This window comes from Pseudomonas sp. QS1027, assembly GCF_002814235.1.
Classification (GTDB): Bacteria; Pseudomonadota; Gammaproteobacteria; order Pseudomonadales; family Pseudomonadaceae; genus Aquipseudomonas.
This window is the reverse complement of record NZ_PHSU01000021.1, coordinates 93,497-106,326: the sequence shown is the minus strand read 5'-3', so window position 1 is coordinate 106,326 and position 12,830 is coordinate 93,497. Positions and strand designations below refer to the sequence as shown.

Below are 12,830 nucleotides of genomic sequence, written 5' to 3'. Positions count from 1 at the left end.
ACATCGGATGTGCGCAAAGCCACTCAAGTGTGTAACGGGCGTGAAAGCCAATAAAACCGGGCGTTTGGCGAAGGGCGTTACACAGGTAACCCCTGTTACACCGGTTTTAGAGAGGGGCTGGGTATGTGCTCTCATACTGCCTTTCCAAATTGGCCTTGCACTACATTGCCAGCCTCCAGCGCATCAAGATGATCTGCATACCATTGCATCATCTGTGTGCGTTGCTCAAGGTACTGAGCCTTGTTGTAAATCCCCCGAACACCTTGTGCCTTGTGGCTGAGTTGGGCCTCGATATGGTCAGCGGGATAGCCATGCTCGTTGAGGATTGTGCTGGCGATGTGGCGGAAGCCATGACCTGTCTGACGGCCTTCGTAGCCAAGGCGTCTAAGTGCCATGAGGAAAACGGTATCGCTGCGGGGTTTGGTGCGGTCGCTTCTACCTGGAAACAGGAGAGGGTATGCCCCGGTGAGATACCGGAGCTCCAATAGAGCTTCGACGGCTTGAGCGCATAGCGGAACCAGATGCTCACGGCCTTTTTTGCGTCCCTTGCGTTCGACAGGAACAGTCCACTGCTTCTTGTCGAAGTCGAACTCTACCCAGTGTGCCTCTCGGAGTTCGCTGGGGCGAACAGCCATCAGGGTCAACAGTCGTAGGCCAAGCTGAACGTCTTTGGCGTGGGGGTAGGAACGTATAGCTCGAAGTAACCCAGGAAGCTCGTCAGGAGAAACATGGGCGTAGTTCTCGGCCTTTCCCGATGACAGAAATTTATGCACTCCCTCCAATGGGTTGTTGACGGCTCTGCCGGTTACGCGAGCCAGGTCATAGATATCTTTGCAGTAAGCCCTTACCCGACTCATCTGTTCCAGAATCCCTTGGCGCTCAAGTCCTCTCAATAGCTCCATCCACTCCATCGACATGATTGAGGTGTAGGGGCGTTTGCCGAGCGAGGGGAATACATGACGTTCAAGTGCGCCGAGTATTCTTTTGGCGGTACCAGCATCCCAGCCGGTCAGGCGAGACGTGTGCCATTCCCTGGCCAATGCTTCAAAGGTGTCGTTGGCGGCGTCGGTCTCAGCAGCCTGACGAGCCTTTTTGGAGGTGATCGGGTTCTTGCCTTCCGACGCGTCTGCTCGCAGATCAGCTGCTTTCTGTCGAGCAAAGGCGCCACCTACTTCTGGATAGCCGCCGAGACCAAGCCATGACCATTTGCCATCCGGTTTTTTGTAGCGTAACTCCCAGGACTTTTGGCCGTTTGGTTTGACCCTGAAATACAGCCCAGGGCTGTCTAGTTCGCGGTATGCCCCGGCCTCAGGCTCCAGGCTGGAAAGTGTTGTATCAGCGAGAGGACGTCGCTTGATATCGGCGCGTTTCATCCGTGTATGCCTCCAGTTCAATTAGTTCTGAAGCATACACGTGGGCATACACGGTGGGGAAGGATAGGGGTAGATAGAGGTGGACAGCCAGAAACAAGAAAGCCCGCACTAGGCGGGCTTCTTGAGGTGATTCATAGACTGCTGTAGACATCTATGGATCGGTACTTGGTGGCTACACAGGGACTTGAACCCCGGACCCCAGCATTATGAATGCTATGCTCTAACCAACTGAGCTATGTAGCCAAGTGGCGCGCATTATTCGCCGGTAACGATATTGTGTCAAGCAAATATCTGAAAATTTTCTCTACGCTATCAACCGCTTAAGGCCCGACGGCGAAAACCGTGGGCCAACGCCGTCTCAACTCAGGCGGAAACGCCCGGTATTGTCGCTCAGAGCCTTGCTGCCTTCGCTCAGGCTGTCCGCCGCACGGTTGACCGCGCGAGCCCCTTCCAGCAGCCGTACGGCCGCCTGGTCGATCTGCTGGATATTGCCGCTGACCTCATCCGCCGTGCTCGCCTGCTCGTCCACCGCCGTGGCGATCTGCGCCAGGGTGTCGGTGACGGTCTGTACCGCTCCGGCGATTTCCACCAGCCGTTGGCCCAGTCCGGTCACCGATTGGGCGTCGGTCTCGGCCTGGATACAGGCGGCTTCCATCAAGGTCACCGCCTGGCTGACCGTGGAGCGCAGGCTGTCGACGGTGCTGGCGATCTGTGCGGTAGACGATTGCGTGCGCTGCGACAGGCTGCGTACCTCATCCGCCACCACCGCAAAGCCACGTCCTTGCTCGCCAGCCCGCGCAGCTTCGATGGCGGCGTTCAGGGCCAGCAGGTTGGTCTGCTCGGCCACGCCACGAATGGTGTCGACCACCAACTGGATCTGCTGGCCCTGCTCGCTGACCCGGCCCAGTGCTTCCGCTGTTTCGTTCAGGCGCTGATTCAACTGCTGGATGCTGGCGGTGGTGCGCTGGCTGTCACGACTGCTTTCCGAGGCAATGCGCTGGGTATTCTGGGCGCTGCCGGAAGCCTGTTCGCAACTCTGCGCCACGCCCAGGGAGGTGGCCGCCAGTTGGGTGGCCGCCGCGGCGATCTGGCTGATCTGCGCCTGTTGCGTCTCGACCTCGCTGAGGGCGCCGCTGGAATGGGTGTTGAGGGTGCGCACGGCCGCGCTCAGTTGCAGGGTCTCGTGGTCGACCCCCTGCAAGCTGGTGCGCAGTTGCACCACGGCGACGTTCAGCGCGGTGCTGATGGCCGCGAGTTCGTCACGCCCCTCCACCGGCACTTGCAGGCAGAGGTTACCGTCGCGCAGGGATTCGGCCAGCAGGGTGATGCCGCTGGCGCTACGGCGGATCGAGGCTTGCAGGCAGACGAACAGGTACAGCGCCGCCAGCAGCAGGCAACCGAAGATCGCCGCCAACAGGCTGAACTGGCGGATGGCCGCGCCGTGGTAATAGTCCAGGCGGCTGTCGAGGGAGGTGAGGCTGTCCTGACGCAGGCTGGCGAGTTCACTCAGCATCTTGTCCAGGGTCTGTTCGAAACCCTCGGGCTTGAGAGTGATGCTGCCGCCGAACATGCCGTCGTCGAGCGCCTTGAGGCCGTCGTCCAGGTGTTTCAGGCTGGCATGGTAACGCTCGGCCCAGTTTTGCAGCTCTGGCGGCAGGCGGCTTTCCAGCAGGTTACCGGTCTTGGTCAACTGTTCACGGGCATCGCCGATACGACCGCGCAGGTCTTTCAATTGCAGGCGGCTTTGCAGGCTGAACTGGCCCGAGACCACGGATGCCTGGCCGACACTGGCCAGACGGCCGACCCGTTCGATCAGGTCCGGTGCGTGCTGGGTGGCGATTTGCGTGAGCAGGTAGGTTTCCATCCACGGGGCGAGGATCAGGCGGCTGTCCATGGCGATCTGCTCGCGCAGCGCCTGCAACGAACTCAGGGCGTTGGTGAAGCGATCATAGCCGTCCGGCCACCAGCCGACCTTGCTCAGGCTGGCGGAGTCGAGACCGGCGAGGGCGCTTTGCAGGGCCTGGTAGCGCTTCAGGGTGTCGGCATCGGCCCCTTCGCTTTGCAGGGTTTGACCCAGTGCCTCGACCGCCTGGTTGATCTCCGGTTGGGCCTTGTCCAGCGTCGCCATGGCCGCCAGGGTGGCGGGTGTCGGCTGCCGATTGGTTTCGGTGGCGCGCCAACGGGCGGCACGATCGCGCTGGGCCTCCAGCAGGTTGTCCAGCGAGTCGAGGGACAGCAGTTGATTGACCCCGGCACGCTCTTCAGTGATCAGTGCCAGCTTGCTGCGATAATCCTGGCCGATCAGGTACAGGCTGCCCATCAGTGGGACGATGAACAACAGGAACAGTACCTGAAACTTGCGGGCGAACCCGAAGCGGCCCAGCAGTCGAATCCCCGGTGATAAAAAAGCGTGCATGGTCGACTACTCCTCAGGGCACCGCGCACGATTTTGGTGCGATCGTAACGGGTGCCGTCATTAGATACTTCGGAAGTCTGGCAGTGAGGCGTTGTAGGTCAGCCGTTGTAGCGAAACTTCCCATTCTCGGCCCCCTTTGTAAGAGAGCGTGCTGTAAGCACTCAGAGCACGCAAGATTCAGACCAATGGCGTTACGCTATCAGCCATTCCGTCGAGAAAAACTCGATTGTTAGCTCAACAAGCATCTGGCGTGGTTGCACCGAAAAATGGCACATTGCTGCACCTGCAACTGTGCATCCATCCGTGTTACGGAATCACTTCATGGCCCTTACTCAAACCTCTGAAGGCTCGACCCTGGCGTCGGTGTCACCGCAAACCAGTCCATTGGTGATGCGCATTATCGGCGCCGTGGCGCTGGCACACCTGATCAACGACCTGATCCAGTCGGTCCTGCCGTCGATCTATCCGATGCTCAAGGCCAACTATGGCCTGACCTTCACTCAGGTCGGGCTGATTACCCTGACATTCCAGGTGACGGCTTCCCTGTTGCAGCCCTGGGTCGGCTTTTATACCGACCGTCATCCCAAACCCTTGCTGCTGCCGATGGGGATGATCAGCACGCTGATCGGGATTCTGATGCTGTCCCAGGTTGGCAGTTTCCCTCTGATCCTGCTGGCCTCGGCCTTGATTGGTATTGGCTCCTCGACCTTCCATCCGGAAGCTTCGCGGGTCGCCCGCCTGGCCTCGGGTGGGCGTTATGGGCTGGCGCAGTCGAGCTTCCAGGTCGGCGGTAATGCCGGTTCCGCCTTTGGCCCGTTGCTGGCGGCGGCGATCATCATTCCGTTCGGCCAGGGCAATGTCGCCTGGTTCGGCTTGTTTGCGCTGTTTGCCCTGGGCGTGCTCTACGGGATCAGCCGCTGGTACCGCGCGCACCTGAACCTGTTCAAGCTCAAGCAGGGCCAGAAGGCCACTCACGGGTTGTCGAAGAATCGGGTGCTTGGGGCGCTGGTGGTGCTTGGGTTGCTGGTGTTCTCCAAGTATTTCTACATGGCCAGCTTCACCAGCTACTTCACCTTTTACCTGATCGAGAAATTCCAGCTGTCGGTGGCCAGCTCGCAGCTGCACCTGTTCCTGTTTCTCGGCGCGGTGGCGGCCGGGACCTTTGCCGGTGGGCCGATTGGCGACAAGATCGGGCGCAAGGCGGTGATCTGGTTCTCGATCCTGGGCGTGGCGCCGTTCACCTTGATGCTGCCTTATGTGGACCTGTTCTGGACCACCGTGCTGAGCGTGGTGATCGGCTTTATCCTCGCGTCGGCCTTCTCGGCCATCGTGGTGTTCGCCCAGGAGCTGGTGCCGGGCAACGTCGGGATGATCGCCGGGGTGTTCTTCGGTTTGATGTTCGGCTTTGGTGGGATCGGTGCGGCGTTGCTGGGGCATCTGGCGGATATTCACGGTATCGAGTACGTGTACACGATGTGTTCGTTCCTGCCGTTGTTCGGGGTGTTGGCGGTGTTGTTGCCGAAGACCAGAAAGGCTTGAGCCTTTAGAGCCGGGCCGCTCTGCAAGGGAGCGGCCGGTATCGATCCAGCTTTATGTCCGTGGCACAAATCAGAACGTTCATTGATTTTATTGTATACAAAAAATCGGCGAATATGACTTGTGTTTAGCCGCAACAGGCTTGGTGGCAAATCGCTATTTGTCCGTGTAGTCTGGCCATTCGCACCCCACTTGCGCGGATGGTGATTGTCGCAATGAAAATAAAAAACAAGCTCGTCCTTGCCTTTGTATTGGTCGCTTTCATCCCGGTGAGCCTGGTGGCGGTGATATCGGTGCTGAATATACGGGCCCAGGCGGTCGATCAGTTTATCGATGGCAGTACCCGTGAAATACGCCAGATCGACGGTAATATCCGGCAGTTTTTCGATGGGTCTCAGCAGAACGTCGATCAAATGGCGGTTGATCCTGTATACACATCGGTTGCAAGCCTAAAACACTATGAAACCTCCGATGCCGCCAGCCAGCCTCTGCCAGCGGCTGCTCGCCAGGTGATCGATGCATTTGCCCGTTATGGCGCGACCCACCCGGCCGCCGCCATCCTGTCCATCGGTTTGGAAGATGGCAGCTACGCGAAATGGCCGGACGACCCGCAGCTGTCGAACTACGACCCGCGTTCGCGCCCCTGGTACAAGGCTGCCATGTCCAGCCCCGGCAAAACGGTGCGCACGCCCGCTTACTACTATGACAAGGACGCTGTGGCGCTGGTCGGTACCGCCCGGGCAATGCTCGATGAGGCGGGCAAGGCCAAGGGTGTGTTTGTCGTCAGCGTTTCGCTGAAGAACCTCACCGAGCTGGTCAAAAGCATCAAGCTCGGCGAAAGCGGCTACGTGATGCTGATCGAAGACGGCACCGTGCTGGTCGACCCGCGTGACGCCGGGCACAGCTTCAAGCAGCTCAAGGACCTGGGCGAGCCCTACGCCAAACTGGCCGCCACCGCGCAGGGGTCCACCGAGGTGGAAATCAACGGGGTCAGGTACATGGCCAATATCTGGACATCGCCCGGCCTGGGTTGGCGTTATGTCGGTTTGATCGAGTACAACGAAGTCATGGGCGCGGCCACGCGCATGACCTATGTGACTGCGGTGATCGTGGTCGTGCTGGTGCTGTTCTTTGCACTGCTCGCGGCGGCGTTCGCCCGGGTGATCGTCAAGCCTATCGGCCAGGTCAGCACGGGGTTGCAATCGATTGCCGAGGGCGAGGGTGATCTGCGCCGCGATCTCGAGGTGCAGGGCAAGGACGAAACCGCGGAGCTGGCCGGTTGGTTCAACAAATTTCTCGCCGCGATACGCCAGTTGATCCAGCGTATCGGCGCTGCCTCGACCAATCTGCAGGATGCCTCGCGGGTCAACAGCGAGGTGGCCAACAACATGAACCAGGCGGCCGGTCGCCAGCGTGAAGCGGTGGAGTTGGTGTCCACGGCGTTCAACGAAATGGTTGCCACCGCCAACGAAGTGGCCCGTTCCTGTAGCACGGCAGCCGACTCCGCCGAGAGCGGGCACCAGCGTGTGGCCGAAGGCAAACAGCAGATCGAGTTGACCACCCAGAACGTCGGCCGCCTGGGGCGTCGTTTGAGTGAATCTTCCCAGGCCATGGTGGAGTTGGAAGAGGGCAGTCGCAACATCAACCAGATTCTCGGCACCATCCGCGCCATCGCCGAGCAGACCAATCTGCTGGCGCTGAACGCGGCGATCGAGGCGGCCAGGGCGGGTGACCAGGGCCGGGGCTTTGCCGTGGTCGCGGATGAGGTCAGGGCCCTGGCCAAACGCACGTCCGACTCCACGGGGGAAATCGACCAGTTGCTCGGTACGCTCGGCAGCAAGACCCAGGAAGTGTCGCAAAAAATGGAAAGTTGCCTGGACCTGTCGCGTGCCAGCGTGTCCTCGATCGAGAGCGCCCGTGACAGCTTTGAAGGCATCCAGCAGTCGGTGAATGAAATCCGCGATCAGAACCTGCAGATCTCGGCGGCGGCGGAAGAACAGCACAGTGTGGCCGAGGAGATCAACCGGCATATCCAGCAGATCTACGACGAAGCGCGGCTGGTCGAAAGCCTGGCCAGCTCCGCGCAAGAAGACTCGGGCCGGCTTTCGCACCTCTCGAATGAGTTGAACGGCTTGGTGGGGCGCTTCAAATCATAGAGGCATTGTGCCATTTTTTGGCTGGCTGATCCCCCGGCGATTCACTACACTTCAGGCTCTACTTGGCTGTCGGCTATCAGGTAGTCAACCTACATAGGGACCGGGAATCATAACCGGAACCTGAGGTGACAGGTTTGATGTCAGGGACTTCCCCAGAAAACCAGCACAAGAGTTATGCGCGTCCCGAGTTCTGGCAGCTTTCCATGCGTTGCTGCCAGTTGGCTGGTGCTGTGGACGTCGCTTTTCTCTTCATTTTTCTCATGCTTGGCTCACCCATCCTGGCCTGGGTCAACGTGATCAGCGTGGCCATGTATGTCTACGCCTATCGCGCGTTCAGCCAGCGGCGCAATCGGCTGGCGATTCTGCTGATCCGCACTGAAGTGCTGGTGCACGCAGGGTTGGGAACGATGCTGATCGGTTGGGAAAGCGGCTTCCATTATTTCCTGCTGATGTTCATTCCGCCCCTGTTCGTGACCATGCATGCCCGTAGCGCATGGATCCTCGCGGCTTGCCTGTGGGCCTACTATGTGGGGCTTGATGTGCTCATGTGGTACATCCCGCCGCTGCAGCCCATTTCCTCCAATGCGCTGTTGGGTGTGCATGTTTTCAACCTGACGGTGGTGTTCTGCATGTTCAGCTATCTGGCGCTGTTCTATGTGGTCACGGTAACCCGGGCCCACAGGAGCCTGGCGCGGATGGCAACGACCGATTCGTTGACCGGCCTGTTCAATCGCCGACACGTGATTGCGCTGACCGAGAAGGAGCTGGCGCGGCACCATCGATGCCCCAGTAACTTGACCTTGATGTTGATGGATATCGATCACTTCAAGCACATCAATGATCAGCATGGTCACGATGTGGGCGACCGGGTGCTCGATGCTGTGAGCCAGGTGCTCAGGGACTCAATGCGCGAGCAGGATTTTATTGGCCGCTGGGGCGGGGAAGAGTTTCTGGCGATACTGCCGGAAACCGATCTTGACCAGGCGGCTGCCAGCGCGGAGCGCATACGCAAGGCAATCCAGGCGTTGGTGGTTGACAGTGACGGCCATGAAGTCAGTGTGACCCTGTCCATCGGCATCACCCAATATCGTGCACAGGAGGCGCTCAGCCACGCCATTGCCCGGGCCGATCGTGCGCTCTACGAGGGCAAGTCGGCTGGGCGTAACAGGGTGGAAGTGGCGCTGGCTTGATTGCGCTGTTGGCGTGCTCAGCAACTGGCCGATCTCACTTGCACCCACGCTTAACCCTACAAAGGGCGGCCAGCACTGATCCAGTTCTCGGTCTGCTTCATCGTCAACCGGTAGCGCGCGCAGTTGAAAACCTCCAACAACTTGAGTTCGTCCATCAGCAAATGGCGTAATAGCTGCGCCTGATCGGCGGGCAGCGACAAGTCTGCGATTGCCTCTTCGTAGCTTTTGCCATCACGCACAATGGCGCCAATGGACTCATTGAGCGCTTCCCTGAGTTGTACCCGAACGGGGTCGGGTTTGCCCATCGCCTCCAGGGTGACTTCGTACTTTCTGATCGAGCGGCGATAGGCCCATTCGAACAGATCCGCGGCCAGCGAAACATCCAGGTGTTCATAGACGCCCATCATGGCGTGTGCATAATCCTGCACATCCACATCCAGAAAGGACAATGGCGCGCTGTTGTACAGCATCAGGGGCACATTGGCCGCCAGACGGCTCGTGCGTTTGTTGCCGTCGTCGAACGGTTGCAGATAGGCCAGGTTGATCCAGAGGAAGAAGGCGGACTCGACCGGATTCTTGATCTGCCTGGCCTTCTCCAGGATGCATTCGAGCATTTCGCCGAGGAGGGAAGGGACCTGGCTGGGGAGGTAGGTGGTATCGCTGATATTGACGACTTTCTGGCGAATGGTGCCCAGGCCACTCGGGTCGGCCAGCAGATCCTGCATCAGGAGTGCATGCAGGTTCTGGATCACGGGAGTGGTCAGGCCGTAGGTGGGGACGGCGTCGACCATGAACTCGATGGCCGCTTTGTGGTTGAGCAGCATCACTGCATCCAGATCGCCGCCGGTGGCGCCACTCTTGAACAGCTCCTCGGTGGCGAGCAATGAGTAGCGGTTGCCCTCCAGGCGCGAAGAGGACCAGGACAGCTCGATAAGCAGGGGGTCCAGTACCTTGCGTGCGTAGGTGCCCGCAGGCTGTTGGCCGCGCATGCGTCCTTCTTCCATCAGGGTCGTGGCGAGTGACGGTGGTAGCAGCGAGGTCTGGTTGGGGACGTAGTTGTCCACGAAGGTGCGTTGGTAGGTGACTGCGTTGCGCATGCCCAGAGGCTTTTCCACGGTTGCACGTAGCGACAGGCTCTGGGCTGACCAGATGGGACCTGTGCCAGTCGTGGGTGTAGTGTTCTGTGTTTTCCTGGTATCGGCAAGCTTGTAGCGTGTCGAGCGTGTTCGACCTTCCTGAATCACAAGACCTGAATCGACCAGTGCCTCAAGGTGCCGCTTTACTGTGGCCAGGCTGGCAGAAACCTCGCTCTTGAGCTCGGTCGAACTGGCCCATGGCTGATCGTTCCGTGCACGCTGAGCTAATGCGGCTAGAAGGTTGCTAGATGTATCGGTCATGGGATTTTCCTTGTTACGGCTCAATTACAGCTCATTTTAGTAAATTACAGCTCACAATGACCCAGTTATAGCTCATTACGGCTCATTTCCGTTCAATAAAACTCATTACAGCTCAGTCAGTCCGCTCCCGCTTAGCTGGGATTCTCAATACTTTCCTTGCTTCGGTCAGCACGTCGCAATGCTCGAACATGTCTCATCCGTCGTGCTGTACAAGGCACTTCCCGAAGGTTTCTTGCTATCCTGACCATCCTCTTTCATGGACGAATACCGAGAGAAGCCATGGCTAACTCCACCCCGTCACGCCTCGGGAAGATACTGCAGGGTCTGTTTTTTGCCCTGATCGGTATCGTCTTGTTGGGCATTTCCGTCAATCTCATGCTTGATCGACGCGAATTCCTCGCCCACGCACAGACCGCCGATGGCATCGTCAGCCACTTGAATGCCGGTGGCTCGCATCCTGAAATTGCCTTCACCGCCAGCAGTGGTGAAAAGGTCTCCTACCCCCAGGGCGGTTTTATTTTCGGCTATCAGAAGGATCAGCCCGTGCGGGTGCATTACCTGCCCGAGCAGCCGGCCAACAGCGCCACCGTCGATGACCCGGCCGCACTGTGGGGCACTCCCGGGGTGCTGGGTGGTATCGGTCTGGTGTTCATCATTGCCGGTCTGCTAAGGGGCATCCGTCAGCGCGGTCGCGGTGCGGTCCATTCACTAAAAGGACTTTGAACGTATGAGCTACAACATCCCGATCCCGGTCAATGAAAGTCGCTGGCTGTATCAGACCGCCAGCGGCGGCGGCCTGAGTGTGGCCCTGCTGGCAGGCAGTGGCGGTTCGATCATCCTGCGTTCGCCCCAGGGCAAGGACGTCAGCTACCGCTACGGTGGCGTCGGGGTGGGTGTCGGATTTGGCGCGCGCCTGCCGCGTTTCGGCAAGATCAATATCCAGCTCAAGGGCAAGAGCGTAGGGGCCGCCGGTGCGGCAGAGGCTTTTCCCAGTACCGGCAAGGTGTTTGTCAGCGACGCCTTGCTCAGTCGTGACCTGACCGATGACGATATCACCGGACCTTGCCTGTATACCGAAGTGGCGGCGGGTCTGGTGGTCGGCGGTTCGGCCACGGCCCTGTTGTTCGGGCTTGATCCCAAGCTGCTGGCGTTGTCGGCGGTGCTGAGCTCCAACCCGGCGACCTCGCTCATTGCCTCCTCCACGGTCAACCGGCAGTTGCTGCAGTCGGCCAAGGGCGCGGTGGTCATGGCCGGCATGAACGCCGGCGTGCAGGCTGGTGGTAGCGCGGCGATCTATATGGGTTATCTGTTCTAGCCGCTTATAGCGGGTCACTTGAGACAAATCCTCACATTGGCGATGTGCTCATGAGTTCGCATTGCCACGGCTCTCGACGAACAGCCGGCAGGGCAGGCAGGCTGAGGACGGCTTGAGAGATGCGATCTCCCTGCTTGAGGCGGAATTCTACGAGGTTGCTCTTGAACCATCGTGCTGGCTCTGATTTACCCGAACGGTTAAGGTTCGACTATTCGTCAATAGCGCCTCGTAGAGAGGTTAGTGGCAGTTAACCTACGCTCCAAGTTCACGGTTGTGCCGCCAACGGGCGAACGGAGTGGACTGTACAAGGTACTGGCCAGACCTCTGCTGCCTGGCAGGGTTAGCAATTGACCCATATGAATCCTGTACCGGAGGTGCCATGAGTCAAACCCCGCTGCTCCATCCGGACGCGCAGCTACAACCGTTACTCGGCAGCCTGGCTGGGCTGATTCGGCAGGCTCGCCAACAGGCGCTGCGGGCCGTGGATGTGTTGCAGGTACAAACCTGCTGGGAGATCGGTCGTTATATCGTTGAGTTCGAGCAGGGCGGTGAGGCGCGTGCGGTCTATGGCAAGAAACTGCTACCGACGCTGGCCAAGGTGCTGAGCGCTGAGTTCGGCAAGGGCTTTGACGCGACAAATCTGCGTCATATGCGTGGCTTTTTTCTGGTCTTTCCAAAATACGACGCACTGCGTCGCGAATTGAGCTGGACGCATTACCGCACGTTACTCAAGGTCGAAAGCGACACTGCGCGGCAATGGTATATGGCCGAAGCGGTTACCCAAAACTGGAGTACCCGTGCACTGGAGCGGCAGATCGGTACCTTGTACTACGAACGCTTGCTGGCCAGTCAGGATCGCGCCGCCGTGGAGCAGGAGGCCGTAAGCAACGTGCAGGCACTGGGTAAGAGCCCACGCGAATTTGTGCGTGACCCGGTCCTGTTGGAGTTTCTCGGTTTGCCGAATGCAGGTGCTTTGCTGGAGAGCGACCTGGAACAGGCGTTGATCCACCAATTGCAGAGCTTCCTGCTGGAGTTGGGCAAGGGTTTTGCTTTCGTGGCACGACAGCAGCGTATCAGTACCGAAAGCAAAGACTTCTATGTCGACCTGGTGTTCTACAACTACCTGCTCAAGTGCTTCGTGATTTTCGACCTCAAGCGTGGCGAGCTGACCCATCAGGACATTGGCCAGATGGACATGTACGTGCGCATGTATGACGACCTCAAGCGCGGCCCGGAAGATGGCCCTACGGTCGGCATCATTCTTTGTGCGCAGAAGGATGCTTCAGTGGTGCGCTATTCGGTCTTGCAGGGTAATGAGCAATTGTTCGCCAGCAAGTACAAGTTGGTGCTGCCGACTGAGGAGGAGTTGCGCGCGGAGTTGGATCGCGAGCGGGCCTTGTTGGATGTGAACCCTTCTTTGGGATCGTATTAAACAAGATTTGAGGCA

9 protein-coding genes and 1 tRNA gene are annotated in these 12,830 nt (G+C 59.1%); 6 read left to right on the top strand and 4 right to left on the bottom strand.

Annotated elements, in window-relative coordinates; translation table 11 throughout:
* Positions 1-131: 131 nt before the first annotated feature.
* The 3 genes from CWE01_RS20180 to CWE01_RS34340 all read right to left on the bottom strand — a co-directional run bounded on the left by CWE01_RS20180 (position 132) and on the right by CWE01_RS34340 (position 2,886).
* A complete protein-coding gene (locus CWE01_RS20180) occupies positions 132-1,373 on the bottom strand; it encodes a tyrosine-type recombinase/integrase (RefSeq protein ID WP_100942307.1) in 1,242 nt (413 codons plus the stop codon).
* Positions 1,374-1,539: 166 nt separating this feature from the next.
* Positions 1,540-1,616: transfer RNA gene (locus tag CWE01_RS20175), tRNA-Met, on the bottom strand.
* A 115-nt stretch (positions 1,617-1,731) separates the two neighbouring features.
* Entirely contained in the window at positions 1,732-2,886 is a 1,155-nt protein-coding gene (locus tag CWE01_RS34340) for a methyl-accepting chemotaxis protein (protein WP_371917152.1), read from the bottom strand.
* A gap of 1,224 nt (positions 2,887-4,110) precedes the next feature.
* On the opposite strand from CWE01_RS34340, the gene CWE01_RS20165 reads away from it, so the two are divergent.
* The 3 genes from CWE01_RS20165 to CWE01_RS20155 all read left to right on the top strand — a co-directional run bounded on the left by CWE01_RS20165 (position 4,111) and on the right by CWE01_RS20155 (position 8,671).
* On the top strand, positions 4,111-5,328 hold the full coding sequence (locus CWE01_RS20165; RefSeq protein ID WP_100942305.1) for an MFS transporter: 1,218 nt from the start codon (positions 4,111-4,113) through the stop codon (positions 5,326-5,328).
* A gap of 212 nt (positions 5,329-5,540) precedes the next feature.
* On the top strand, positions 5,541-7,481 hold the full coding sequence (locus CWE01_RS20160; protein ID WP_100942304.1) for a methyl-accepting chemotaxis protein: 1,941 nt from the start codon (positions 5,541-5,543) through the stop codon (positions 7,479-7,481).
* A gap of 125 nt (positions 7,482-7,606) precedes the next feature.
* The gene (locus CWE01_RS20155; RefSeq protein WP_218274291.1) at positions 7,607-8,671 is read left to right on the top strand and encodes a GGDEF domain-containing protein; all 1,065 of its coding nucleotides are present in this window, start codon (positions 7,607-7,609) and stop codon (positions 8,669-8,671) included.
* 56 nt (positions 8,672-8,727) lie between these two features.
* On the opposite strand, the gene CWE01_RS20150 is transcribed toward CWE01_RS20155, so the two are convergent.
* The gene (locus CWE01_RS20150; RefSeq protein WP_256579387.1) at positions 8,728-9,786 is read right to left on the bottom strand and encodes a Fic family protein; all 1,059 of its coding nucleotides are present in this window, start codon (positions 9,784-9,786) and stop codon (positions 8,728-8,730) included.
* Between the two features lie 561 nt (positions 9,787-10,347).
* On the opposite strand from CWE01_RS20150, the gene CWE01_RS20145 reads away from it, so the two are divergent.
* The 3 genes from CWE01_RS20145 to CWE01_RS20135 all read left to right on the top strand — a co-directional run bounded on the left by CWE01_RS20145 (position 10,348) and on the right by CWE01_RS20135 (position 12,815).
* Positions 10,348-10,791, top strand: coding sequence for a DUF3592 domain-containing protein (locus CWE01_RS20145; protein WP_100942301.1), 444 nt, complete (start codon positions 10,348-10,350; stop codon positions 10,789-10,791).
* 4 nt (positions 10,792-10,795) lie between these two features.
* On the top strand, positions 10,796-11,383 hold the full coding sequence (locus CWE01_RS20140) for a hypothetical protein (RefSeq protein WP_100942300.1): 588 nt from the start codon (positions 10,796-10,798) through the stop codon (positions 11,381-11,383).
* 379 nt (positions 11,384-11,762) lie between these two features.
* Positions 11,763-12,815: a YhcG family protein gene (locus tag CWE01_RS20135; RefSeq protein WP_100942299.1), complete on the top strand. Its 1,053-nt coding sequence runs from the start codon at positions 11,763-11,765 to the stop codon at positions 12,813-12,815.
* Positions 12,816-12,830: the final 15 nt, after the last annotated feature.